Genomic DNA, 26,358 nt, shown 5'->3' with positions numbered 1-26,358 from the left:
GGAATCACAACCGCCCTGGAGGATAGCCAACCAGCCCGCCTACCCATCAGGAGGGCGGGTGTCTTCCTCCGCCGGATACACCGCCCGTGCCGACTCCGCGAGTCATCCCCTCCGCTTGACGGGGAAGGTCAAGGGAGCGGGCCCCGGTCCGGCTTTTGCCAGACAAGCCGTGCATGCCGACCCTTGGGGGGATGGCGACCTCGCGACGAACCAAGACTTCCGCTCGTGCGCGCCTGAAGACGTACCGCGCGAAGCGTGACTTCTCCCTCACCTCCGAGCCCGCTCCGGAGGTCCCGGCTCCGCGCGGTGGAGGTGGCTCCATCTTCGTGGTGCACAAGCACGACGCCACCCGGTTGCACTATGACCTGCGGCTGGAGATCGACGGCGTGCTGGTGAGCTGGGCCATTCCCAAGGGCCCCAGCTACGACCCGGCCGACAAACGGCTCGCCGTCCAGACCGAGGACCACCCCCTGGCCTATGCCACCTTCGAGGGCCGCATCCCCGAGGGGGCCTACGGCGCGGGCGACTCGCTCCTCTGGGAGGAGGGCACCTTCGACACCGTGCCGCCGGGCCAGGCCTCCGAGCAGCTCGCGCGCGGCCGGCTGCACGTGGTGCTGCATGGGCACAAGCTCGAGGGCGGGTGGCACCTCATCCGCACGCGCCCGGTGGGCAAGAAGGCGCGGTGGTTGTGCTTCAAGGCCAAGGATGGCACCGAGCACCCCGGCTACGACGTCACGGTGGAGTACCCCGAGTCCGTGAAGTCCGGCCAGAGCGCCACGCGCGGGCCCGCCCGCCGCACCCGGCGCACCGCCGCCCCACGTGCCCCGGCGAAACCCGTGCGCGCCTCCCGCCCTTCTCGGACGAAGGGGCGCGCCCGCACGCCCGAGGCGCTGCTCGGCGAGGTGTGGCCGCCCATGCTGGCCACCCTGGCCCAGGTGGATGCCACCGCGGACGCCGACTGGCGCTTCGAGGTGAAGTACGACGGCTTCCGGGCCATCGCCGCGCTCCAGGGGGGCCGCATCGCCCTGCAATCGCGCAACGGGAATGATCTCTCCCCGCGCTTCCCCGCCATCTTCCGGGCGCTCGAGACGCTCGGCGGGCACGAGGCCGTGGTGGACGGGGAGCTCATCGCCCTGGATCCAAAGGGCCGCTCGCGCTTCCAACTGCTCGGCAAGGGCGTCGACGAGCGGTACGTCATCTTCGACGTGCTGTGGCTCGATGGGGAGGACGTCCGCGCCCTGCCGTTGGAGGAGCGCCGGGCGAGGCTGGAGAAGCTGCTCGAGGGGGTGAAGCCGCCGCTGGAAATCGCCGAGCAGGTGAAGGGCAGCGCGAAGCAGTCGCTGGCGCGGGCGAGGCGGCGCGGGCTGGAGGGCGTCATGGCCAAGCGCGTGGGCAGCCCGTACACGCCGGGCCGCGGCGCGGACTGGCTCAAGCTCAAGGTGCAGGCCAACCAGGAGGTCGCCATCGTGGGCTTCACGCCCATGGCCAACGAGCGGCCGGAGCTGGGCTCGCTGCTGGTGGCGGTGCGCGAGGGCAACACCTGGCACTACGCGGGCAAGGTGGGCACGGGCTATTCCACGAAGGTGCGGCGTGAGTTGCGCACGCTCCTGGCCCGTGACGTGGTGAAGAAGTCTCCCGTGAAGGACGCCCCGTACGTGCGCGACGCCCTGCACAACGAGGAGGCCTTCTGGGTGAAGCCGCGCTTCGTGGCCCAGGTGGCCTTCACCGAGTGGACGGAGGATGGCCGGCTGCGTCACCCGTCCTTCCAGGGGTTGCGCAATGACAAGCGTCCCGAGGAGTGCGTGAGGGAGAAGCCACGCGGCACGCCCGTGCGCGCCACGCGGGGCCCGCACCGGCGGACCGGGACGAAGGTGCGTCAGAAGGTGCGTCAGGGGAAGCGGGCCGCGGGCAGGACGGCCGTGGCGCGGAAACAGTCCACCCGGACTCCCCGCCCGGTGGCGCCCGTGGTGCTCACCCATGGCGAGCGGGTGCTCTTCCCGGAGACGGGCTTCACCAAGGCGGACGTGTTCGCCTGGTTCCGGGACGTGGCGCCGCTGATGGTGCCCGCGCTCGCCGGCCGCCCGCTCGCGCTTCAGCAGTGGCCGCGCGGCGTGGACGCGCCCGGCTTCTTCCGTCAGGGGGTGCAGGGCACGCCGGACTGGCTCACCACCGTGGTCATCCACCACGAGGCCCGCACGCTGCCCCACGTGGTGGTGGATCGGCCCGAGTCGCTGCTGTGGCTCGCCAACCAGTCCGCCCTCACCCTGCACATCTGGTCCAGCCGGGTGGGGCACCTGAAGGAGCCGGACTGGGTGGTGTTCGATCTCGACCCCGGGGAGGGCGCCTTCGGAGACCTCATCCAGCTGGCCACCTCGCTGCGGCGCTACCTGGAGGAGCTGGAGCTGACCAGCGTGCCGAAGACGTCCGGCAAGCGGGGCCTGCACGTGTTGGTGCCGCTCGCACCTGGGCACACCTATGAGCAGGTGGGCGCCTTCGCGACCCGGGCCTTCGAGGCCCTCGCCGCCGAGTACCCGCGGCTGGCCACCGTCGAGCGCTCCAAGGAGCGGCGCCAGGGCCGACTGTACCTGGACGCGGGGCAGAACGCCTGGGGCAAGACGGTGGTGGCGCCGTACTCCCTGCGAGCCCTGCCTCACGCGCCCGTGTCCACGCCGCTGGCCTGGTCCGAGGTGACGCCGAAGTTGGACCCCACGCGCTTCACCCTGGACAGCGTTCGACGGCGCCTGGACAAGGTGGGAGACCTGTTCGCCCCAGCGTTGGGTGGCGGACAGACGCTTCCATCCGCTTGAGGCCGGCTCGGTGGTAGCGTGCGCCACCTGTGAGCGTGAGCACGGTGATTGACGGAGCCGACAACCTTGTCCGGCCGAGGGAGCTGGCCGCACAACTGGCCGCCGGTGGGCGGGTGGACCTGGCCCTGGCGGAGCTGCGGAAGCTGGAGCAGCAGGGCCTCCGAGAGGAGGCCGCCGCGGGCTTCGAGGCCCTCGCCAGGGCCTGGGCGCAGGGCAGCCAGTTGCTGCGCGCCATCGTCGCGTGCAAGGAGCTGCTGCGGCTGGAGCCCCAGCACACGCGCACACAGGCCTTCATCGCCAACCTCTACGCGCGCTACCCGGTGCAGCCCCCGGAAGGCGCGGCGGAGCAGGTGTCCGCCGATCTCGAGCTCCTCCCGGAGCGGGAGGATCCGGTGGCGGTGCCTCTCTTCTCCATGCTGTGCCGGGATGCCTTCGTCGCCCTGCTGGAGGCGGTGGAGGTGCGCACGTACGCCTCCGGCCAGCCGGTGATGCGGGAGGGGGATCCGGGCGCCTCCGTGTTCTTCATGGTGGAGGGGCGGGGCGAGGTCTGGCGGTTGCTGGAGGGCAAGGGGCCGCAGGAGGGGCCGGCGTTGGACGGGGCCGTCTTCGGGGAGATGGCGCTCATCACCGAGGGGCCCCGGTTGTGCACCGTGATGCCGTCGGTGTCCTCGGTGGTGTTGGAGCTGACGCGGGCGCGGGTGGCGGAGGTCTCCCAGAAGCATCCGCTGGTGGAGCGCGTGGTCCAGGCCTTCTGCCGCAAGCGCGCCGCGGACAACCTGCTGCGCACCCACCCCATCTTCTCTCCGCTGCGCCTGGAGCAGCGGCGGGCGCTGGCCCGGGAGTTCCAGCTCCAGCGGGTGCCGGCGGGCACCACGCTGCTCACCGCCGGCGCCATGGGGGATGCCCTCTACCTGCTGCTGCGCGGCCGGTGCACGCCCTACCACGTCCACCCGGACGGGCAGGAGACGCCCTACCCGGTGCTGCGCGAGGGGGACGTCTTCGGGGAGATCTCCCTGCTCATGGACAAGCCGGTGACGGCCATGGTGCGGGCGGATGTGCCCAGCGTGCTGCTGCGCCTGGAGCGCTCCTCCTTCGAGCGCCACATCTTCAGCCAGCCGGGCATGCGGGACGCCCTGTTGAAGATTGGCACCGAGCGCCTCCAGCGCACCGCCCGGATGCTCGAGGACCGTTAGCCGGGCATCCCTCCGGGGGCCCTCACGGGCAGTGAACGCCGCCTGGACCGTCCGCCCCTGGCAGTGCCCGCAAGATCCTTTTGCAAGCCGCTGTCCGGGGGCCTAGAAGACGCCCGGAGATTCTCAGCGGACGGAAGGAAGGACGGCACTCACATGACGGACAGTTTCAAGAGCAAGAGTCAGCTCAAGGTCGGCTCGGCCACGTACGACTTCTACAGCCTGGCGAAGGTGGGCAAGGACCACGCCTCGGTGGCCCGACTGCCCTTCTCGCTGAAGATCCTGCTCGAGAACCTGCTGCGCCACGAGGATGGCCGCGTGGTGAAGCGCGAGCATGTGGAGAAGATGCTCGCCTGGAACCCCAAGGCCGAGCCGGACACCGAAATCTCCTTCCACCCGGCGCGCGTGCTGCTGCAGGACTTCACCGGCGTGCCCGCGGTGGTGGACCTGGCCGCCATGCGCGAGGCGCTCGCCGCCATGGGGGGAGATCCGGCGAAGATCAACCCGCGCAACCCGGCGGACCTGGTCATCGACCACTCCTTCCAGGTGGACGTGTTCGGCACCACGGACGCCTTCCGCGCCAACGCGGAGCTGGAGTTCGAGCGCAACCAGGAGCGCTACGCCTTCCTGCGCTGGGGCCAGAACGCCTTCAAGAACTTCCGCGTGGTGCCCCCGGACGTGGGCATCTGCCACCAGGTGAACCTGGAGTACCTGGCCCAGGTGGCCTTCCGTCAGGGCAACGTGGTGTGCCCGGACTCGCTGGTGGGCACCGACTCCCACACCACCATGGTCAACGGCCTGGGCGTGGTGGGCTGGGGCGTGGGCGGCATCGAGGCCGAGGCCTCCATGCTCGGCCAGCCCATTACGATGCTGATTCCGCAGGTGGTGGGCTTCAAGCTGACGGGCAAGCTGCCGGCGGGCGCCACCGCGACGGACCTGGTGCTCACCGTCACGCAGATGCTCCGCAAGAAGGGCGTGGTGGGCAAGTTCGTCGAGTTCTACGGCAACGGCCTCCAGAGCCTGTCGCTGCCGGACCGCGCCACCATCGCCAACATGGCGCCCGAGTACGGGGCCACCATCGGCTTCTTCCCGGTGGACCAGGAGAGCCTCAACTACCTGCGCTTCACTGGCCGCCCGGAGGAGCTCGTCGCCCTGGCCGAGGCCTACTTCAAGGAGCAGGGCCTCTTCCACACCGCCAACACCCCGGACCCCGTCTTCAGCGACACGCTGGAGTTGGATCTGTCCACCGTGGTGCCCAGCCTCGCCGGCCCCAAGCGCCCGCAGGACCGCGTCACGCTCAAGGACATGAAGGGCGCCTACGAGAAGTCGCTCGTGGAGATGCTGTCCGCCGGCAAGAGCAAGGGCGAGGACGACGAGGGCGGCGGCAAGGCCAAGGCCCCCGCGGCCCCGGTGCCTCCCGAGCGCCTCAAGCAGACCGTCACCGTGAAGGCCGGCAACCAGAGCTACGAGCTGGGCCACGGCGCCGTCGTCATCGCCTCCATCACCTCGTGCACCAACACCTCCAACCCGGCGGTGCTGCTGGGCGCGGGCCTCCTGGCCAAGAAGGCCGTGGAGCGCGGCATCAACGTGAAGCCCTGGGTGAAGACGAGCCTCGCCCCGGGCAGCCGCGTGGTGACGGACTACCTCAAGGAGGCCGGCCTCATGCCCTACCTGGAGGCGCTCGGCTTCCACGTGGTGGGCTACGGCTGCGCCACCTGCATCGGCAACTCAGGCCCCCTGCCGGACCCCGTGGCCGACGCCGTCACCTCGGGTGACCTGGTGGTGGCCGCGGTGCTCAGCGGCAACCGCAACTTCGAGGGCCGCATCAACCCGCACGTGCGCATGAACTACCTGGCCTCCCCGCCGCTCGTGGTGGCCTACGCGCTCGCCGGTGAGGTGGGCAAGGACCTGGACAACGAGCCCATCGGCACCGACCGCAACGGCCAGCCGGTGTTCCTCAAGGACATCTGGCCCTCCTCCGAGGAGATCCAGCGCTTCATCACCTCCGCGGTGAAGCCGGAGCAGTTCCGCAGCCAGTACTCGCGCGCCATGGAGGGGGACCAGCTCTGGCAGAAGCTCTCTCCCGGGGGCGGCAACACGTTCAAGTGGGACCCCAAGTCCACCTACGTGCGCAAGCCCACCTTCCTGGAGAACATCCCGGCCGAGCCCAAGCCGCTCGTCGACATCAAGGCCGCCCGGGTGCTCGCGCTGCTGGGTGACTCCGTCACCACGGACCACATCTCCCCCGCCGGCAACATCGCCAAGACGAGCCCCGCGGCGAAGTACCTCATGGACCAGGGCGTGCAGCCCAAGGACTTCAACTCCTACGGCGCGCGCCGTGGCAACCACGAGGTGATGGTGCGTGGCACCTTCGCCAACATCCGCCTGAAGAACCTGCTGGTGCCCGGCGTGGAGGGTGGTGTCACCGTCCACATCCCCAGCCGCGAGCGGATGAGCATCTACGACGCCTCCATGAAGTACCAGCAGGAGGGCACCGCGCTGGTGGTGCTCGCCGGCGCCGAGTACGGCACGGGCTCCAGCCGTGACTGGGCCGCCAAGGGCACGGCCATGCTGGGCATCAAGGCCGTCATCGCCAAGAGCTTCGAGCGCATCCACCGCTCCAACCTCATCGGCATGGGCGTGCTGCCCCTGCAGTTCGAGGCGGGCCAGGACGCGCAGAGCCTGGGCCTCACCGGCCAGGAGACGTTCGAAATCACCGGCATCTCCACGGACCTGGCCCCGCAGAAGAAGCTCACCGTGAAGGCCACCGGCGAGGGCGGCACCCAGGAGTTCACCGCGCTGTGCCGCATCGACACGCCCAACGAGCTCGACTACTACCGCCACGGCGGCATCCTGCTCTACGTGATGCGTCAGCTGGCCAAGGCGTAGTCCCGTGTAGGTTCCCCTCTCCCTCTGGGAGAGGGCAGGGGCGGGGGTCTCTTCCCCTCGGTCCCCGTGCAGCCGGCCCGGCGTGCCCTTCGCGGTGCGCCGGGCCGTCTGCTTTGGAGCCGAAGCAGTGTCCTCGAATGAACCGTTGTAGTATCCGGGGCCGCGGCTGCGCTCACGGAGCCGGAGGCCGCTGGAAACACGGCATGGGTACTGAGTTGAATCCGGGCAACGACACCGCGCAGGACGCGGAGCAGGATCTTCAGCATCGGTTGGGCCTGGCGACGCCTCAGCACACCACGCGGGGCTTCCTGTTCTCCTCCCTGTTGCGGGTGGTGCGGGAGCTCGGCGGGGACGAGGACGTGGTGCAGCGCTGCCTGGCGGCCAGCGGCGAGAAGTCCTTCGTGGAGTTCTTCAACTACCCCACGCGCTCGCTCCTGCTGTTGCTCTCCGCCGCGGCCCGCTCCATGAGCGGCAAGCTGGGCAGCTACGAGGAAGTGCTCCGGCAGATTGGCTTCAAGGCGGGCTCCAGCTACATGGAGACGCCGGTGGGGCGCACGGCGCTGCAGCAGGCGGGGAGCACGCCCCAGCAGTTCATGATCGCCCTGCAGACGCTCTACTGGGTGTTGACCACGTACGGGAAGCCCGCGCTGACCTGGCCGGGAGCCAACCGGGGCGTGCTCACCATCGAGGTCACCTTCATGCCGCTCGCCTACCATGTGGGTGGGGCGCAGGCGATCGCCAAGCGGCTGGGCGTGAAGAACGTGAACATCAGCGCGCGCAAGACGGGAGACCTGAGCATCGCGCTCGAGGTCTCCTGGTAGGCCGCCTCGCGTCTCGAGGGCTCACCCCTCCTGGAGCCGGGCCCAGGCGGCGCGGTAGCGGGCCAGCCGCTCCGCGTCCCTGTCCGTGAGGGCCAGCAGCCGCCGCACGTCCATGTTGTCCTCCAGGTCCGCCCGCTTCACGCGGCGCGCGAGCGGGTGGGGGAGGATGCGCTCGATGAAGGCCTCGTACGTCTCGCCCTCGCGCTTCGTCAGGCAGTCCAGCGCGCCCAGCACCTCCTCGGGGTAGCCGAGCCCGCGCAGCCGCTCCAGCGTCCAGGGGGTGTCCTCCACCACGTCGTGGAGGATGGCCACCATGCGCTCCGTGTCCGTCTCCAGGCGCATCATCACCCGCAGGGGGTGGAGGATGTATGCCTTCCCGGACTTGTCGCGCTGGCCCCGGTGGGCCTCCACGGCCAGGGCGATGGCGTCCTCCAGCGTGGGGGCGCTCACCACTGCACCTTCTTGCTGCGCTGGGCCTTCTTCTCGCCCTCGCGCTTCTTGGTGTCCAGACGACGCCGCTGGGAGCCCTTGGTGGGCTTCGTCTTGTGGCGCTTCTTGGGCACGTAGGTGAGGGCCTGGAGGCCCTCGCGCAGGCGCTCGAGCGCGGCGCCCTTGTTCTGTGACTGGCTGCGGCGCTCGGTGCCGGTGACGGACAGCCCGGTGGGCGGGTGGGTCAGGCGCACACCACTGGCGGTGGTGTTGCGGTGCTGGCCGCCCGGGCCGGAGGCGATGAAGAACTCCACCTCGCAGGTGCGGAGCAGTGCGTCGTCATCCAGGGCGAGCGCTTCCAGCGCGGCCTGGCGGCGGGAGGGTTCGACGGTCATGAGAGGGCCCAACCTGGTCGTACGGGGTGTCTGCTGCAACCGCGCCTGACGGAGCGGAACAGGGGGGTCTGACGTCGCTCCCGGTGGGATGGCGCGTCATTCCAGCTATGCGGGAACCCCCTGGGATGCAGGGGACACCTGGAGAGTCGTGTGTCACCCAGTTGCTTATAAGTCAGGGTTGTCTGCATATGGGTGTGCTCAGCGCCTGACTGACGGAGTCAGGACCTGGGGCTCCATGCCCCGGGTTGAGCACGGGGGGGCTGTGTGTGGGTAACGCAAGCCTTGCCTCGCATCCGTCGTTGCCGAGGCATGAACGAGAGGGATGCATGATGGGGAGCACCTTGTCGAGGAGCCTGCCGGTGACGCTCCTCCTGGCCATGGCCTCGCTGGTGGTGGGATGTGGGGAGAGGGAGGGAGAGGATGAAGGGGCGCGGGCCCATCGCCGTGCGTCCATCCTCAGCGTGCAAGGCCTGCCCTACCGCCTGGCGGGGGGGTTGGGGCACTCGCTGTACGTGTTGCCGACGGGCACGGTGTGGAGCTGGGGCAACAACGCCCAGGGGCAGCTGGGGGATGGCACCACCAGCCAGCGGCTGAATCCGGTGCGGGTGGTGGGCCTCACGGGGATGATGGCCGTGGCGGCTGGCAACAACCACTCGTTGGCCATGAGTGACACGGGCCGGGTGTGGGCGTGGGGTGGCAATGGGGAGGGGCAGTTGGGGGATGGCACCACCACGCAGCGCACGAGCCCCGTGGAAGTGCCGGGGCTCACGGACGTCGAGGCCATCGCCGCCGGCAACCTGCACTCGCTGGCGTTGAAGACGGATGGCACCGTGTGGGCGTGGGGGAACAACGCCCAGGGCCAGCTGGGGGACGGCACGACGAGCAGCCGCAACGTCCCGACGCAGGTGTCGGGGCTGACGGGAGTCTCGGCCATCGCGGCCGGGGACACGCACTCGCTGGCCCTGCTCGAGGACGGCACGGTATGGCTCTGGGGCAACAACGCCTCGGGCCAGCTCGGGGATGGCACCACCACCTCGCGCACCACGCCGGTGCGGGTGACCGGCCTCACGGAGATCGTTTCCATCGCCGGAGGCGGCGCCCATTCCGTGGCGGCGCGCGACGATCGCACGGTGTGGGCCTGGGGGGACAACTCCCGGGGCCAGCTCGGAGACGAGGGGACGGCGCCGTCGCTCACGCCGGTGCAGGTGCACGGCCTGACGGGCATCGTGTCCGTCGCCAGTGGGACGCACCACGTCATGGCCCAGCACATCGACGGCTCCGTGCTGATGTGGGGGGACAACAGCCAGGGCCAGGCGGGCCAGAACCTCGCCGGCCCGCTGCGCCTCCCCGTGCTGGTGTCCGGCGTCAATGTCCAGGCGATTGCCTGTGGCAACTCCCACGTGCTGGTCGGGCGCAGTGATGCCTCCGTCCAGGCCTGGGGCTCCAACTCCTTCGGCCAGCTGGGCAATGGCAGCGCCGGCTGGCGTCCCGTGCCGGAGCGGGTGCAGAGCCTCTCCGGCATCTCGGCGGTGGCGGCGGGGGACGTGCACGCGCTCGCGCTGAAGCCGGATGGGACGGTGTGGGCCTGGGGCGACAACGGCCAGGGCCAGCTGGGGGATGGCACCTTCTCCCAGCGCCCGCTCCCGGTACAGCTGACGGGGCTGTCGGGCGTGGCGTCCATCTCCGTGTCCAGCTACCACTCGCTGGCGCTGAAGTCGGACGGGACGGCGTGGGCCTGGGGTGACAACTCGTTCGGCCAGCTCGGGGACGGCTCGGGCGGCAAGCGCGCCACGCCGGGAGAGGTATCGGGGGTATCGGGCGCCACGGCCCTCGCCGCGGGGGGCTACCACTCGCTGGCGCGGAAGTCGGATGGCTCGGTATGGGCCTGGGGCGACAACACCTACGGCCAGCTCGGCGACGGCACCACCTCCTTCACCCCGCGCCCCACGCCCCAGCAGCTCTCGTCGCTCTCGGGCGTCACCCACGTGGCCGCCGGCCTCTACCACTCGCTGGCGCTGAAGTCGGATGGGACGGTGTGGGCCTGGGGTGACAACGCCTACGGCCAGCTCGGGGACGGCACCTCCACCGCGCGCAGTGCCCCCGTGCAGGTGCAGGGGCTCTCCAACATCGTCGCCATCGAGGCCGGGCCCTTCCACTCGGCGGCGCTGAAGTCGGATGGCACGGTGTGGATGTGGGGGGACAACTTCTACGGCCAGCTCGGGGATGGCACCACGAATGCCCGCTCCCTGGCGGCCCGGGTCACCGCCCTCGTCAACCCCATCTCGGCCCTCTCCTCCCGGGGCAGCCACGTGCTGGCCCAGGGCACCGACGGCCAGCTCTGGACATGGGGACGCAACGCGACGGGCCAGCTCGGCCTGGGGACCAACACCTCCGTGAGCACGCCGGTGCGGGTGCCGGGCTTCTCGCGCGTCACGGCCCCGTCGGCCGGTGGCCGGATGTCCGTCGTGCTGCGCGAGGGCGGCACGGTGTGGACCTGGGGCGACAACACCTATGGCCAGCTCGGCAATGGGGCCACCAGCGCGTACCCCTTCCCCGTGCGGATGCGGGGCACTCCGGGCGCGGCGCGGCTCTCCGCGGGCTCCGGCCACTCCCTCTACGCGCGCACCGACGGCTTCGTCTTGAGCTGGGGCGGCAACGGCGACGGGCAGCTCGGCGTCGAGGACGTCTCCTTCAGTGAGTCCTACTTCCAGCTGGCGGAGCCCCGCTGCGTCGAGGCCGTGTCGGCGGGCGGCGACTACTCCCTGGCGCTGCGCTGCGATGGGACGGTGTGGGCCTGGGGCGACAACACCTCCGGCCAGCTCGGGGACGGCACCACCACCTCGCACACCACCCCGATGCAGGTGCAGGGACTCTCCAACGTCATCGCCCTCTGGGCGGGCGCCGGCCATGCCCTGGCGGTGCGCGTCGATGGCACCGTGTGGGCCTGGGGGAGCAACACCACGGGCCAGCTCGGGGACGGCACCACCACCTCGCGCACCACCCCGGTGCAGGTGCAGGGCCTGCTGGGCGTCAAGGCCGTCGCGGGCGGCTCCGGCCACTCGCTGGCGCTGCGCGAGGACGGTACGGTGTGGGCCTGGGGGGACAACGCCACCGGCCAGCTCGGCAATGGCAACCTCTACTCGAGCGGTGTTCCGGTGCCGCTGCCCTCGCCGGAGCTCACGGGCATCACGGCCCTCGCCGCGGGGGGGCGGCACTCGCTGGCGCTGCGCGAGGACGGCACGGTGTGGGCCTGGGGCGCCAACACCTCCGGGCAGCTCGGGGACGGCACCTCCTCCGCGAGCGCCGCGCCGGTACGGGTGACGGGCCTCGAGAACGTCACGGCCATCGCGGCCGGCCAGGCGCACTCGCTGGCCCTGCTGGGGGATGGGACGGTGTGGGCCTGGGGCGCCAACACCTTCGGTCAGCTCGGGGATGGCACCACGACGGACAGCCCCCTGGCGCTCCAGATGCTGGAGTTCACGGGTGTCACGGCCATTGCCGCGGGTGGCTCCCACTCCCTGGTGCTGAAGCCGGACGGCAAGGTCGGCGCCACGGGCGACAACGCGTACGGCCAGCTGGGGGATGGCACCGCGGGCTTCCGGGTGATGGAGATGGTCCTGGAGTGACGGCCATCCGAGTGACGCTCACCGCGCCAGGCGCTTGAGGCGTGGGCGCTTGCCCTCTTGGAACAGGAAGCGGGCGAGCCTCTGGCCGAACGTCAGCAGCACGAGGCCCACCAGCACCTGGGCGCCGAGGATGATGCGGTTGACGTCCACCGCCGGCATCCAGCGCACCTTCCCCTTGCGCAGGATGAAGGCCCCGGCGGGCCGGGCGTTCAACCCGAAGCCGCTGCCGTAGCCCTTACTGGCGCTCTCCGCCCCCTGGGCTCCCTCGGCCAGGGGGCCTTCGCCGCCGCCTCCCCCGCCGCCTCCCGTCACCCGGGCGGCGGGGATGACCGTCACCTCGCCCTGTTGGATGGGGTCTCCGTAGACACGCCGGACACTGAATGCGTCGCGGGCCCTGTCGATGACCTCGTTGACGTCCATGGTGCGACCTCCGCGTTCGAGCCTCTCTCTGGAATGAGGTAGGCACCCGCCAGGGAGCCAGCACCCGCGGAGGGTCCGCGCCCGGCGCCCGTCCGGTGGCCCGGGAGGCCCCGGAGGGCCGGGCGGGCGGCTCCCGGATGGACGGAGAGGCGCTCTCCGGATGATAGCCGAGGACTCTCATTTTGAGAGCCTTGCTCCCGTTGGGCGGGGGCGGCTCATGTGATTCCAGGGGGTTGGGTGTTGGCAGGCGGGTTGCTCTAGAGGAAGGCCAGAGAGGCACTTCCCAAGGAGACGACCCCCATGGCCATCGAGACCTGGCACATCGACCCCCAGCACACCTCCATCGGCTTCACCGTGCGGCACATGGTGGTGGCGCGGGTGCACGGCCGCTTCACCCGCTACGAGGGGAGGCTGTTCACGAACGGCGACCTGCTGAAGGCGCAGGCGGAGATGAAGATCGAGGCGGCGAGCATCGACACCCAGGTGGAGGCCCGGGACAACCACCTGCGCTCGCCGGACTTCTTCGACGTGGGGGCCTTCCCGCGCGTCATCTTCCACAGCAAGCGCGTGCAGGCGGTGGGCAAGGACCGCTACGCCGTGATGGGGGACCTGACCCTCAAGGACACCACGCGCGAGGTGGTGCTCGAGACCGGGTTCCTCGGCCGGGTGACGGATCCGTTCGGCACGGAGCGCCTGGCGTTCAGCGCGCGCACGAGCATCGACCGCAAGGACTTCGGGCTGACGTGGAACAAGGCGCTGGAGACGGGCGGGGTGCTGGTGGGCGAGCGCATCGACATCGAGCTGGACGTGCAGGTGGTGAAGGCGGCGGCGGTGGGGAAGGCGGCGTGAGGCGGCGGATGGCTGGCCGGGGCCCGGGCCGGCGTGAAGTGGTGGGTGGGTTGCTGGCCAGCGTGACGGGCCTGGCATCCCGAGCATCGAAGAAGACTGGAGAGAAGGAGTACCCTATGTTGATCGTTCGACCCTCTGAAGCACGCGGCCATGCGAACCACGGCTGGCTGGATTCCCACCACACCTTCTCGTTCGCGGACTACTACGACCCGAGCTTCATGGGCTTCCGCTCGCTGCGCGTCATCAACGAGGACCGCGTGGCGCCGCGCAGTGGCTTCGGGACGCACCCGCACCGGGACATGGAGATCATCACGTACGTGCTCTCGGGGCAGATCGAGCACCGGGACAGCATGGGCACGCTGGGAGTGCTGAAGGCGGGAGAGCTGCAGCGGATGACGGCGGGCACGGGCGTGCTGCACAGCGAGATGAACCGGAGCGGCGAGGAGCTGCACTTCCTGCAGATCTGGATCCTCCCCGAGCGCCAGGGCCTGACGCCGAGCTACGAGCAGAAGGCCTTCACGAAGGAGGAGCGGCAGGGTCGCTTCCGGCTGGTGGTGTCGCCGGAGGGGAAGGAGGGGGCGCTGAAGGTGCACCAGGACATGCGGCTGTACAGCACGCTCCTGGGGAAGGGCGAGACGGCGGAGTACGCGCTGGCGCCGGGCCGGGGCGCGTGGCTGCAGGTGGCGCGCGGGGCGGGGATGCTCAACGGCGTGGAGGTGAAGGCCGGGGACGGGGTGGCCGTGACCGATGAGGCGCGGCTGGTGCTCTCGGCGAGTGCGCCGCTGGAGGCCCTGCTGTTCGACCTGGCGTGAGGCGGGAAGAGGCGTAACCTGGAGGTGGGTTCATTCGTAGAGGCAGGTGGAGGAGACACCATGAAGCCAGCCGAACACGTTGAAGTACCCACCTCCCGGTTGCTGCCGGTGGACGCGATGGCGCCCACGCGGGTGGAGAATGCGGCCCCGGCGCACCGCCGCCGGTGAGGCCAGGCGCGGCATCCCTGCCGGCTCCAATCGGGACGTCCGCTTCTTCTCTGGCTCCGTCTTGCCGCTGCCTCGGGCGGCGAGTTCTCCTCCCAGTCCCACCTTCTCTCCCGCGTGAGGGAAGTGCCCCCCTGTATGCGGTGTTGCCTTATGGCGAGACGCCCGGCCGGGCAGCGCCGCTCGTCGCGTGTTTCCTGGCACTGCTGTCGTCGCATGCGCTGGTATCTTGTCGTTCATGTACCTGACCCGAATCTCCATCCGGAACTTCCGCGGCATTGAAGAGCTCGACTGGGATCTGCCGCCCGATGCTCCGCGGGCCGGGTGGCATGTGCTCATCGGCGACAACGGAGCCGGCAAGAGTTCCGTCCTGCGGGCGGCGGCGCTCGCGCTCATCGGACCGGAAGAGGCGCCAATGCTTCGCCTCAATTGGAACGACTGGGTGCGCTTCGGAACCGGTTCGGCGGACATCGACTTGCTGGTCGAGGCCGACCCGAAGGAAGACCGATCGGTCGATCGGTCCGCCGTGAAGGGTCCGCTGCGCGTGGGAATCGACGTGCAGCGCCGCCCAAAGCCTCGGGTCATTGGGTCGACGCGGTGGAAGACGAGAGGCGCGCCGCCCGAGTCGAATGTCTGGGGAAGCCCGCGCGGATGGTTCGCGGCGTCGTATGGGCCGTTCCGCCGCTTTACCGGCGGTGACCGGGATTGGGAGAAGCTCCTCGAGGAGCAGTCGCGCGTGACTCGCCACCTCTCGATTTTCGGCGAGTCGGTGGCATTGACCTCCGGCCTCAAGTGGCTGCGCGATCTCGCACTGCTCGAGTACACGCCGGTTGGGCGGATGAAGCCGCTCTTTGCGCCAGTCAACGTGGACAAAGTGAGCACGTTCGTGAACCAGCCCGGGTTTCTTCCCCACGGGATGCGCATTGACGAGGTCACGCCGCAGGAGGTCGTCTTCCGCAATGCATCCAAGGGGCGCGTGCCCGCGGAGAACCTGAGCGACGGGCATCGCGCCGTCCTCAGCATGACGTTCGAGTTACTCCGGCAGCTCTCGCTCGCGTACCCCGATCGCGATCTCTTCGATAAATCGGGTCTGAGCGTGGCTCGGCCCGGCGTCGTGATGATCGATGAGGTCGATGCACATCTTCACCCGACATGGCAGCGGGAGATTGGCCCTTGGTTCTGCAAGCATTTCCCGAACATCCAGTTCATCGTCACGACGCACAGCCCGCTCGTCTGCCAGGCCGCGGAGTTCGGCACCGTGTTCAAGCTCGCGGTGCCGGGCTCTGACGAGGAAACGAGGTTTCTCACCGGCATCGACCTGGAACGTCTCGTTTTCGGCAATGTGCTCGAGGCCTACGGGACCGGCGCCTTCGGGCTGCGGACGACCCGCTCGCGCACGTCGCAGGAGCGTGTCGACGAGCTCGCGGCCCTGAACGCCAAGGAACTGACGGACGGACTGACGAAGAAGGAGCTGGCTCGGCAGGAGGAACTCAGGCGCTCCTCTCCGACAGTCGCATACGTGTCGAAGCCGCGGGTGCCGCGGTCATGATCCAGCTGCCCCGGCTGCGCCTCGACACGAAGGTCGCGAAGACGCTGGACGAGTATCAGGCCGAGGTTCTCGCCCATCGCAGCTACACCGCCCGGGTCGCGGAGGCCAGGCGGCTCTTCTCCCGGTACAACACGAAGAAGAGCGCGACCTTCACGAGCGTGAAGGCGGTCCTCACGAAGATGTGTTCCGGCGCGCGCCGCTGTTCCTACTGCGAGGACTCGGTGGCCGACGAGGTCGAGCACATCTGGCCGAAGGACCTGTATCCGGAGCGCGTCTTCGCCTGGAAGAACTACTGCTACGCGTGTGGTCCCTGCAACGGCCCGAAGAACAACCAGTTCGCGGTCTTCGTCGGCGCGAGCCGTAGCCCCACGCCGCTCGCCCACCCGAAGCGCAAGAAGGGCCAGCCCGCGCCCAGGCTCAAGAAGCCGGCCGCGGGAAAGCCGGTGCTTTTCGACCCGCGCGAGGACGATGCGACGCGGTGGCTGACGCTCGACATCCTCAACACCTTCCACTTCGTCGTGACGGCGAAGAGCGGGACGCGCGACGCCGCCCGAGCGAAGTACACACTGGAGGTGCTCGGACTCAACCGTTCCCCCCTTCCAACGGCCCGCGCACAAGCTTTTGATGGGTATCGCGCGAGGCTGCGCGAGTATTGCGAGGAGAAGCGCGCCGGTGCGCCCACCGCGCGCCTCGTGCTGCTGCGGGATGCGCTCCTGCGAGTCAGCCACCCCTCCGTGTGGGTCGAGATGAAGCGACGCCACGAGAAGGTCCCCGCGTTGAAGCCGCTCTTCGCCGAGGCGCCCGAGGCGCTGTCCTGGGAGCCGCTCCCGGGCGCTGCGGGGTAGCGCTCGCCGTGGCGGTTCCGGTTTCGGAAACGATTTCGCCAGCGCGGCGCGGTTCGTGGGCGAAGGCGGCGGGGGCGGACAGGGCGGCCGCCAGGGCGATCGCCGCGCCGCCCCGGATGAGGAGCCGTTTCATGGAGCGTCCCTCCTGGAGTTCGGGAGGCAGCGTTCTGTGAATGTCTCCTCACCTCAAGGTCTCTGTTACTTGCTTCCCTGCACGCCGTAGGGGTACCCGTTCCAGTACGTCCATCCGGCGAAGAAGCTCTGAGACCAGCCGAAGTGGTGCACGTAGAAATACTGCGCCCCGCCGGAGTTGTGGACGGCGAAGGTCGCGGTGGTGGGGCGCGCGGTGTCGAACGTCCCCGTCACATTGACGGGTGTTCCGCCATTCGGGGTGTACGTCCCCCACAGGCTCCCACTGGTGCTGTAGCTCGTGAGTTGCAACTGGCCGCGCCACCCGTCGTGGTTCATGTTCCACGTGCCCATCCAACGGCTCGCGGTGAAGGAGTTGCCATAGGGGATGGAGAGCCCCGAGCGCTTGAGCACGCTTCCGTACCGGGTGTTCCCCGCGTCCCAGGCATAGCCAGAGGCGTCCTGCGGGTCCCACCCGTGGATGTACATCTGGAAGAGCTGGCCGGTCATCGTGCCCGGCGCGGTGTCGCTCGTGGTGTCGGCCACCCGGAAGTAGATGCCCCGGTTGTCATCCACCAGGTAGCCATTGACGTTGCGCCCGGTCGAGCCGGAGTAATAGCTCCCCAGCCGGGTGGCGGCGGTGGCCGGGTGGGGGATGCGCCGGACCACCAGCTTCCCGGCCCACCCATCGTGGTTCATGTCCCAGGTGCCCAGCCACTGCCCCTTACGCACCGGCGAGTTGGGATCTCTCACGCTGTTGATCACGGCGGCCCCATAGGACGCGTTCTGGATGAACTGGTAGCTGACCTTGACGTACTCGCTGCCGCCCCAGGAGTTCTTGAGCAGGAAGTACTGCTGCGAGCGGTCGTAGCCGATGATCAGCATCGAGTGACCGCCACCGTTCGCCGTGGAGTCGTACTCGTGGATGCCCGTGGTGGAGTTGTAGCGCCAGTTGAGAGAGACATCGATGGCCACTTCCCGGTTGGACGAGATGTAGTTCTCGATGAGCGCGGTGTCACGCGCCTGCGCCCCGTCGAGCAGGGTGTAGCTGCTCACGCCATACCGGGCGTTGTTCCGCGCCGACAGCGGGATGTACAGGGGCGAGTACTCGAACGCGTCGATCTGCGCCTGGGTGGTGGGGTTCTGCGCCGGGTTTCCGCTCCAGATCAGCTCTCCCGCCGCGGGAATGGAGCGCCGCACGGCATCCATCCCCGCCTGGTTCCGGTAGGGAACCTCGCTCTCGAGCGGCAGCGCGTAGGAGAGGGTGAGCGACAGGGAGTGCGAGCCGGCGCCGTACCAGTACGAGCTCTGATTCTCGTATTGGTACGTCCGCGGGTAATCGAGGCTGGTGCTCTTCACGAGGTGCATCAGGTACTGCTCGGAGAGATCCACGGAGATGCCGTAGTCGCGCCGGTAGCGGGCCTCGATGGCCGCCGCGGAGGAGAAGACACCGCAGGTGCCGCGATCGGCCTGGTTCCGGATGGGCGTCTGCCAGGCCGCCAGCGAATAGCTGGTGGGGGCCGCGAGCGTGCCGAAACCCGCCTCCGTCACGGGCGTGGAGCCGGCGAGGGCCTCCGGGGTCGGCCGGAAGTACGACACATCGACCGTGGGCGTCCGCACTCCGTCCGAGCGCTCGACGAACGTGGCGTTCCCTTGACGCAGGAACTGGTGCACGAGGACCGGCGTCGATGGTGGCTCCCCCGGTTCGGGCGGCTCACAACCCACCACCCCCATGAAGATGGATGTGAGGACGATCCACGACGACTTCCGGTGCCAGCCAGCGCTTTGCATGTGCCCCCCTGCCTTGAAAGGGATTGACCCTACATTCATCTTCTCCCGAAAACAAGGGAAATCCATGAATTCATGTTTGAGCGGATGCTCCTTCTCTGGCTCCCTCTCCGGACAAGGGCGCGCCAGGGCTCGGGGTTGATCCAGTCTGAGGGGGTTCGTACGCTTTTTTGAGTTTTCGAGAGTGGCCCGGGGGTCGGCCATTCCATGGCCGATGGGGCCTCGACGGCCATGACGATACCCAACGCCTTGCCCTACACCATCGTCGCGACCCTCCAGGGTGGGGAAGGCCATGGAACACGCCTGCTTCGCGCGATCCGCAACGCCGATCACCACCCGGTCCTCCTCAAGGTCATCGACTCGAAGCGCGACCGCTCCCAGGACCTCGAGCGCTTGAAGCATGAGCTCGAGATCGGCGAGGCGCTGGACGTCCGCGGTATCACCCGTCCGCTCGCTCTCGAGACGTACGAGGGTCTGCCGGTTCTCGTCCTGGAGGATTTTGGCGGCGAATCGCTCGAGCACCTCCTGGGCGCGCCCATGGATGCCGGGCGGTTCCTCCCCCTCGCCCTGCGCATCACGGCGGTGGTCGCGGACCTCCACCGGCGGGAGGTCGTCCACAAGGAGCTCAGGCCCCGGAGCATCCTCGTCAGCGCCGCCACGGAGGAGGTGAAGCTGACGGACTTCGGCATTGCCTCGCGCATTCCCCGCGAGCACGTGTCCCCGCGGGGCCCCCGTCATATCGAGGGCTCCCTGCCCTACATGTCTCCAGAGCAGACCGGCCGGACGAACCGGGCGATCGACAACCGCTCCGATCTCTACTCGCTCGGCGTCATCTACTACCAGCTGCTCACCGGCAGGCTTCCGTTCGACGCCAGGGATCCCCTGGAGTGGGTGCACTCGCATATCGCCCGCACGCCACCGTCCCCCTCGGCGCTCGTCCGCACGGTGCCCGAGACGCTCTCGCTCATCGTGATGAAGCTGCTGGCCAAGGCGGTGGACGATCGCTACCAGTGCGCCCGCGGGCTCGCCCACGATCTGGAGCGATGCCTGGTGCAATGGCGTGAGCACGGGACGATCGCGCCCTTCCCCCTGGGAGAGCGAGACGTCACCGCCCTGCTCCGGATTCCCCAGCGGCTCTACGGACGCGAGGCCGAGCTCGCCCTCTTGCAGGGCGCCTTCGAACGCGTGGTGTCCGGGGGCACTCCGGAGCTCGTCCTGGTGGGGGGAGACTCCGGAGTCGGCAAGTCCGCGCTCGTGCGCGACTTCCAGGAGACCGTCGTCCGGGCGGGAGGCAACTTCCTGTCGGGCAAGTTCGACCCGTACGCGCGCAACGTCCCGTATGCCACCATGGCCCAGGCCTTCAAGGCGCTCGTGCTCGACTTGCTGGCCCAGGACGAGACACGGCTGAACGCCACGAGACAGGCGCTCTGGGAAGAGCTCGGCCCGAACAACAGGCTGCTCCTCGACGTGCTCTCCCCGCTCAAGCTGCTCCTCGGAGAGCTCCCTCCCGTTCCCGAGCTTCCACCTTCCGAGGCGGAGCGGCGCTTCCGCGGAGCCTTCCGGAAGTTCCTGGGGGTGTTCGCGATGCGGGAGCACCCCATCGTCCTCTTCCTCGACGACCTTCAGTGGGCCGATTCGGGCAGCCTCGGCCTCATCGAGGAGCTCCTCGTCGAGCCCGGAACGCGCCACCTCCTCCTCATCGGGACCTCCCGCGACAACGAGCTCTCCGCCTCACACCCGCTCACGATGCTGCTCGAGCGGGTGAAGAAGACCTCCGCGGCCGTGAATGGATTGCACCTCACACCGCTGCGGCTGGAGCACGTGGTTCAACTCGTGGCGGACGCCGTGCGCGAGGCGGAGCCAGAGCGAATCCGCCCGCTGGCCACCCTCATCCATGAGAAGACGGGCGGCACTCCCTTCTTCATCCTCCAATTCCTGACGACCCTCCACGAGGAGCGGCTGCTCGAGTTCGACGAGTCCTCCATGCTCTGGCGGTGGGACCTCGAGCGGATCCGCCAGAAGGGCTACACGGACAATGTCGTCGACTTCCTGCTCGGCAAGCTCGTGGGGCTCCCCACCCCCGTGCGGGACGTCCTGGAGACAGCGGCCTGTATCGGCAGCAAGGGGAAGATGTCCCTCCTCGCGCTCGCGGGCGGGAAGTCCGAGGAGGAGACCCGCCATGATTTGATCGACGCGGTCCGGGAGGGGCTCATCCTCTACTCGCGCGAGGTCTATGCCTTCGCGCATGACCGCGTGCAACAGGCCGCCTACTCCCTCCTGTCCGAAGGAAATCGGCGAGAGCTGCACCTGCGGATCGGCCGCCTGCTCATGGCGCGCACTCCTCGGGAGGAGTTCGACGAGCAGCTCTTCGAGGTCGTCACCCAGCTCGACCTGGGCGCGCCCATGGTCACGGAGCCGCGGGAACGGACCCATCTCGCGGAGCTGAACCTGCGTGCCGCACGCAAGGCCAAGGCCTCCGCGGCCTACCGGAGCGCCGTGAGCTACCTCGTCACGGGAATGGAGATGCTCGACAGGCGCTCGTGGGAGCTCGAGTACGGACTCGCCTACGAGCTGTTCCTCGAGCGGGCACATTGTGAGTTCCTGAGCGGAAACTTCAACGAGGCCGAGCGTCTCTTCCCCGAGCTCCTGCGGCATGCCCGGACACGTGCGGACAAGGCCGCCGTCCATTGTCTCCAGATCAGCACCGAGCTCACCCGGGGTGAGCTTGGCGCATCCATCGAGGCCGCGCTCGAGGGGCTGCGGATGTTTGGAATCGAGATGCCGCTCCATCCCTCGGAGAGCGAGGTGGAGCAGGTCTACCGCTCGGTCTGGAGTCACCTCGGACGCAGGCCGATCGAGGACATCCTCTCGTTGCCCCCCATGACGGACTCCGACGTGCAGGCCGCCATGGGCCTCCTGTCCACCCTGCGCGTGCCGTTATTCTCCTGGGACCTCCACCTCCTCAACCTGACCCTCTGTCACGCCGTACTCCTCGGCCTGCGTTACGGCAATGCCTCCACCTCTCCCGCCATCTATGCCTGGTTTGGCATGAGCCTGTGTCACGCCTATCACCGGTACGAGGAAGGGTACCGGTTCGCCAGCGTGGCCCTGGAGCTGGTGAAGCGGCCCGAGTTCATGGCCTACAAGGCGAAGGTGTACGCGTGCATGGGGGCCGTCTCGTTCTGGAGCCGTCCCATCGAGACGAGCCTGGAGCACATGCGAGCCGCCTTCACGGTCGGCAAGGAGGACGGAGACCTGGTGGCGAGCTGTTTCGCCTGGCACCACATCGTCACCCAGATGTTCGCGCGGGGGGCTCCCCTGGCCGAGATTCATCGCGAAGTCGAGCGGGGACTCGACTTCATCCGCCGGGCCAGGTTCCAGGATGCCCACGACATGCTCCTCGTCGTCGAGCGTTTCGTCCAGGCCCTGCGCGGGGAGACACGGCACCTCTCGAGCTTCGACGGCGAGCACTTCCACGAGGCGGAGTTCGAGGCCCGGCTGACCGGGAACCGCAACAAGACGGTGGTGGGCCTGTATCACCTGATGCGGCTCTCGGCCCTGCTCATGGCGGGCGACTACGAAGCGGCCCTCGCCGCGGGCCGGAGGAGCCGGGAGCTGCTGGGCTCCTGCCTCGCCCTGGTCGACGTCTACCTCTTCCATTTCCATGACGCCCTGGCACTGGCGGCGGTGTGCGCCGGGCTCCCGTCCGAGCGGCGGCGGGAAACCCTGGACGCGCTCATCGCCCACCGCGAGCAACTCCGGGAGTGGGCGGAGAACTACCCGCCGACCTTCCAGAGCGCCCAGGCCCTCGTCTCCGCGGAGGTCGCCCACCTGTCGGGCCAGGGCGAGGAGGCCATGCGGCTCTACGAGGAGGCCCTCCGGTCCGCCCGGACGAACGGCCTCGTGCAACACGAGGCCCTCGCCTACGAGTACGCGTCGCGGTTCTACCGGGCCCGTGGGTTCGAGCTGTTCGCCGACACGTACCTGCGCGAGGCCCGCGCCCGCTATGCGCGCTGGGGCGCCGACGGCAAGGTGAGGTGGCTCGATCAGCGCCACCCCCACCTCGTGGAGCACAAACCCCTCGACTCCCTGACCACCCCCATCTCCGCTCGCACCGAGCAGTTGGATCTGCTCTCGGTGGTCAAGGCGTCGCAGAGCATCTCGGGGGAGATCATCCTCGACAAGCTCCTGTGCACGCTGCTCGAGGCCGTGCTCGAGCAGGGGGGAGCGCAGCGGGGCTGCCTGCTCCTGTGCCGGAATGGAGCCATCTCGCTCGAGGCCGAGGCGAACCTCGTGGAGGGACGACGGGTGGTGTCTCACGTGTTGCGCTCCCAGCCCCTCTCGCCAGAGCTCGCCCCCGTTTCGATCGTCCATTACGTGGTGAGAACGAAGGAGCGGGTGATTCTCGACGACGCCGCCGGGGCCGTGAAATACGCCTCGGACGCGTACCTGGCCCGCGTCAAGCCCAGGTCCCTGGTGTGTCTGCCCATCCTCCGGCAGGCCGAGGTGGTTGGACTGATGTACCTGGAGAACCGCCTCGTCCCGGGCGCCTTCACCCACGAGCGGCTCGCCGCACTGGAGCTGCTCGCCTCGCAGGCCGCCATCTCCCTGGAGAACGCGCTGCTGCTCGCCCGGGAGCAGTCGGCCCGGGCCAAGGCCGAGCTCGCGGAGCGCCGCTCGAGGTTCCTCGCCGAGGCGGGAGAGCTCCTCTCGGAGTCGCTCAATTATGAGGAGACCCTCATGCGGCTCAGCCGGTTGTGTGTCCGCTCCATGGCCGACTGGTGTGTGATTGACGTCATGGTGGACGGGCAGCTCCGCCGCCTGGCCGGGTCGCACGTGGATCCATCCAAGGAGCCCTTGATCGAGAAGCTCCGGCGGGAGTATCCGCCCCATGAGGATTCAGCCCACGCGGCAACGGCCGTTCAGCGCAACCGCCAGCCGCTCGTCCTGCCGGACCTGACCGATGAGCTCATCCGGCGCATGACCCACAACGCGGGGCACCAGCGGCTCATCCAGGAGCTGGGGAGCCGCACCGCGCTGGTCGTCCCGATCATCGCGCGTGGACAGATGCTCGGGGTGCTCAGCCTCGTCTCGGGAGAGGCGGGGTACCATTATGGAAACGCCGAGCTCGAGCTGGCTCAGGAGGTGGCTCGCCGCGCCGCGACCGCCATCGACAACGCGCGGCTCCATGGTCAGACCCAGGAGGCCATCCGTGTGCGGGACGAGTTCCTGTCCGTGGCCTCGCACGAGCTCAATACACCGCTGACCTCCCTCACGCTCGCGCTTCAATCCCTGCTCCGGTCTCTCCAGATGGGGCGGATCGTCGAGCCACAGGACCTGAAGAAGCAGCTCGAGCGCGCCTTGCAGCAGGGCGCACGTCTCGGCAGGTTGAACCGCGCCCTCCTCGACGTCTCGCTGCTCCACTCGGGGCGGCTCCCCCTGGAGCTCAGGGACGTGGACCTTGGAGCCGTCGTCCGCGAGACGGTCGAGCACTTCGCACCGGAGCTGACGCGGGCCCGGTGTCCTGTCTCCATCGAGGAGGACGCCCGCGCCGTGGGGGCGTGGGATCGCACCCGGCTCGGGCAGATCGTCGCCAACCTCCTGTCCAATGCCATCAAGTTCGGAGCGGGCCGGCCCATCGAGCTCCGGGTCGGGAAACAGGGCGGAAGGGCCCGCTTGACGGTCACGGATCACGGAATCGGCATCGAGCCGAGCCAGCGTGCGCGAATCTTCGGACGCTTCGAGCGCGCCGTCTCGGAGCGACACTACGGTGGGTTGGGCCTCGGCCTGTACATCAGCCGGGGGATCGCCGAGGCGCATGGGGGCAACATCCAGGTCGAGAGCCAGCCGGGACAAGGCGCGACCTTCACGGTCGAGTTGCCCTGTCCCGGCCCCTGACGGGTCAGCTCACGGGATGCGGCTCAGCGCGTGTAGCGCTCCACGGTGCTGGGGTTGATGTCGGTGCCCACGAACAGCACCTCTCCGGTGTGGAGCATGGTGGCCGAGGGCACGCCGCGTCCATGGGTCCTGTCCGGCGTGCGAGTCCACGTGTTCGTCGAGGGGTCATACAACGCCGCATTGCCGGGGCCGTCCGTCACCAGGACCTCTCCCGTGTAGAGCATCGTCGCGGAGAAGAAGGGGGTCACGCTGAAGAAGAGGGGAGGACCCAGGGAGAACAGCCCGGTGTACGGGTTGTACAGCTCCACCGTGCTGCCGCCGTCGGTGCCACCCACGATGAGGACGAGGCCCGAGTAGAGCCGGATGGAGAAGTGGCCGTGGCGAGCCTGCGACAGGAGGCCGGCGAAGGACCACGAGTTCGTCGCCGGATCGTAGAGGTTCGCCTCAGAGGAGCTATTCCCCGGGTCGGTCGACCACAGGTGGCCACCGGTTACCAGCACCTTGCCCGAGTAGAGCACCGTCGCGGCGACGCCACTTCGGGGCCAGAATTGGCCACCGGGGATGCTCGACGTGCCCGTGTCCGGGTCATACACCTCCGTCGTGGGCCAGCTCTGGTAGATGGGCATGTGGCCGCCGATTACCAGCACCTTGCCCGAGTCGAGCAGCACGGAGGTGTGGTTGGCACGGGCCGCGGCCATGGGGCTCGTGGGGCTCCACGTGTCGGTGGCCGGGTCGTACAACTCCGCGCTCGATTGCAGGTTATACCAGTTATCGGACTGGCCACCGAGCACCAGTACCTTGCCCGAGGGGAGCTCCGTGGCGGTGTGGTGGTAGCGTCTGCTCGTCATGGCCGGTGTGCGCCGCCACATGTTCGTGTACGGGTTGTACACCTCCGCGCCATTGCCATCCGCCACCAGCACGTCGCCCGGACCGCGCAGCAGGGTGAGGGTGTGGCCTCCCGGGTGCGAGTTCAGTGAGGACGCATTGCTCGTCCAGGTGCCGGTGGTCATCGCGGATTTCTGTGACTCCAGTGCGGCGGGGGGCGCCTGCACGGGCTCCTCGGGCCCGCATCCACCGGCGATGGATGCGAGGCCCGCCAACAGCAACGACCAACGAGTTGTCTTCATGAGTACCCTCCCTATGGGGGACATGCGGCCTGGGGGGAGGCAGCGTTGTCAGTGTAGCGGGAGGGACTGCGCATTCCGCTCGGGGCGAGGCCTCTCATGAAATGGGAATCTTGGAAATGAGAGCGCCTCGCGAACACACCCGGGAGGGGGCTCGCGAGGCGCATGGACTCACGGAGAGGGAAGGGACGTGTGTGTTACTTCACGCGCGCCAGACCCATCCAGGTGTTGCCGCCGCCATTCATCGTGTTGTCCGAGCCGCCCACCCAGAAGTTGATGTTGAGGCCGCCCTGGTCATCCTTGTACAGGGCGCCGCCACCGAGGCTGATGGGGCCGGGCATGTTGCTGGGGGCGAACACGCCGTAGCTGAAGCCGTAGTTGGCGAAGCCCGTCATCTGGAGGGAGCCCGAGTTCGCCGTGAAGGCGCAGAAGTTCATCACCCAGTTGCGGCCCAGCACATTGACGTTGGGGAAGGTGGGACCCGAGCCCCAGTTGGCGTTGGCGCTGTCCTCGTTGTCGAAGTGACGCACCATTGAGGTTGAGGACGGTGTAGTTGTACTGCGAGCCCGAGTACGCCAGCGGCATGAAGTTGCGGCCGTCCACCTTGCAGAAGCGGAACAGG

The 26,358-nt window shown here is 68.8% G+C and carries 16 protein-coding genes; 10 read left to right on the top strand and 6 right to left on the bottom strand.

Annotated features, from left to right (window positions below):
* The first annotated feature begins 191 nt into the window (after positions 1–191).
* From ligD to Q664_RS50630, 4 genes are all read left to right on the top strand, one after another.
* A complete protein-coding gene (gene ligD / locus Q664_RS50645) occupies positions 192–2,807 on the top strand; it encodes a DNA ligase D (RefSeq protein ID WP_052519722.1) in 2,616 nt (871 codons plus the stop codon).
* 35 nt (positions 2,808–2,842) lie between these two features.
* Entirely contained in the window at positions 2,843–4,000 is a 1,158-nt protein-coding gene (locus Q664_RS50640) for a cyclic nucleotide-binding domain-containing protein (protein WP_235217193.1), read from the top strand.
* Positions 4,001–4,153: 153 nt separating this feature from the next.
* Positions 4,154–6,886, top strand: a complete 2,733-nt coding sequence (acnA, locus tag Q664_RS50635) for an aconitate hydratase AcnA (RefSeq protein ID WP_043414489.1) — start codon at positions 4,154–4,156, stop codon at positions 6,884–6,886.
* Between the two features lie 203 nt (positions 6,887–7,089).
* Positions 7,090–7,707, top strand: coding sequence for a DUF2378 family protein (locus Q664_RS50630; protein ID WP_043414486.1), 618 nt, complete (start codon positions 7,090–7,092; stop codon positions 7,705–7,707).
* A gap of 21 nt (positions 7,708–7,728) precedes the next feature.
* Here Q664_RS50630 and Q664_RS50625 read toward each other — a convergent pair whose 3' ends face one another.
* Positions 7,729–8,157, bottom strand: coding sequence for an HD domain-containing protein (locus Q664_RS50625; RefSeq protein WP_043414604.1), 429 nt, complete (start codon positions 8,155–8,157; stop codon positions 7,729–7,731).
* Positions 8,154–8,531 (bottom strand): peptide chain release factor family protein, encoded by a 378-nt coding sequence (locus Q664_RS50620; RefSeq protein ID WP_043414484.1) that lies wholly within the window; start codon positions 8,529–8,531, stop codon positions 8,154–8,156. Before Q664_RS50620 ends, Q664_RS50625 begins: the two co-directional genes overlap by 4 nt.
* A gap of 326 nt (positions 8,532–8,857) precedes the next feature.
* Between Q664_RS50620 and Q664_RS50615 the strand changes: the two genes are divergently transcribed.
* On the top strand, positions 8,858–12,157 hold the full coding sequence (locus tag Q664_RS50615) for an RCC1 domain-containing protein (RefSeq protein WP_152622843.1): 3,300 nt from the start codon (positions 8,858–8,860) through the stop codon (positions 12,155–12,157).
* An 18-nt stretch (positions 12,158–12,175) separates the two neighbouring features.
* On the opposite strand, the gene Q664_RS50610 is transcribed toward Q664_RS50615, so the two are convergent.
* The gene (locus Q664_RS50610) at positions 12,176–12,577 is read right to left on the bottom strand and encodes a spore germination protein GerW family protein (protein ID WP_043414480.1); all 402 of its coding nucleotides are present in this window, start codon (positions 12,575–12,577) and stop codon (positions 12,176–12,178) included.
* 300 nt (positions 12,578–12,877) lie between these two features.
* Here Q664_RS50610 and Q664_RS50605 point away from each other — a divergent pair, with 300 nt between their 5' ends.
* The 4 genes from Q664_RS50605 to Q664_RS50590 all read left to right on the top strand — a co-directional run bounded on the left by Q664_RS50605 (position 12,878) and on the right by Q664_RS50590 (position 16,797).
* Positions 12,878–13,426, top strand: coding sequence for a YceI family protein (locus Q664_RS50605; RefSeq protein ID WP_043414476.1), 549 nt, complete (start codon positions 12,878–12,880; stop codon positions 13,424–13,426).
* 116 nt (positions 13,427–13,542) lie between these two features.
* Positions 13,543–14,238: a pirin family protein gene (locus Q664_RS50600; protein WP_043414474.1), complete on the top strand. Its 696-nt coding sequence runs from the start codon at positions 13,543–13,545 to the stop codon at positions 14,236–14,238.
* A 403-nt stretch (positions 14,239–14,641) separates the two neighbouring features.
* Complete coding sequence (locus Q664_RS50595; RefSeq protein ID WP_043414470.1) at positions 14,642–15,952, top strand: AAA family ATPase; 1,311 nt, start codon at positions 14,642–14,644, stop codon at positions 15,950–15,952.
* Positions 15,949–16,797, top strand: a complete 849-nt coding sequence (locus tag Q664_RS50590; RefSeq protein ID WP_043414468.1) for an HNH endonuclease family protein — start codon at positions 15,949–15,951, stop codon at positions 16,795–16,797. Before Q664_RS50595 ends, Q664_RS50590 begins: the two co-directional genes overlap by 4 nt.
* A 198-nt stretch (positions 16,798–16,995) precedes the next feature.
* Here the strand turns inward: Q664_RS50590 and Q664_RS50585 are convergent, their stop codons facing one another.
* Entirely contained in the window at positions 16,996–18,717 is a 1,722-nt protein-coding gene (locus tag Q664_RS50585; RefSeq protein WP_043414463.1) for a C1 family peptidase, read from the bottom strand.
* 228 nt (positions 18,718–18,945) lie between these two features.
* Between Q664_RS50585 and Q664_RS50580 the strand changes: the two genes are divergently transcribed.
* A complete protein-coding gene (locus Q664_RS50580) occupies positions 18,946–24,612 on the top strand; it encodes an ATP-binding sensor histidine kinase (protein ID WP_043414599.1) in 5,667 nt (1,888 codons plus the stop codon).
* Between the two features lie 23 nt (positions 24,613–24,635).
* On the opposite strand, the gene Q664_RS50575 is transcribed toward Q664_RS50580, so the two are convergent.
* Both Q664_RS50575 and Q664_RS50570 read right to left on the bottom strand, forming a co-directional pair.
* Positions 24,636–25,739 (bottom strand): Kelch repeat-containing protein, encoded by a 1,104-nt coding sequence (locus Q664_RS50575; protein ID WP_160174680.1) that lies wholly within the window; start codon positions 25,737–25,739, stop codon positions 24,636–24,638.
* A 194-nt stretch (positions 25,740–25,933) separates the two neighbouring features.
* Positions 25,934–26,269, bottom strand: a complete 336-nt coding sequence (locus Q664_RS50570; protein ID WP_043414461.1) for a hypothetical protein — start codon at positions 26,267–26,269, stop codon at positions 25,934–25,936.
* Between the last annotated feature and the right edge of the window lie 89 nt (positions 26,270–26,358).

The organism is Archangium violaceum Cb vi76 (assembly GCF_000733295.1).
GTDB classification, from domain to species: Bacteria; Myxococcota; Myxococcia; order Myxococcales; family Myxococcaceae; genus Archangium; species Archangium violaceum.
The sequence above is the reverse complement of the archived record's forward strand: the minus strand, read 5'-3'. Positions and strand labels throughout refer to the sequence as shown.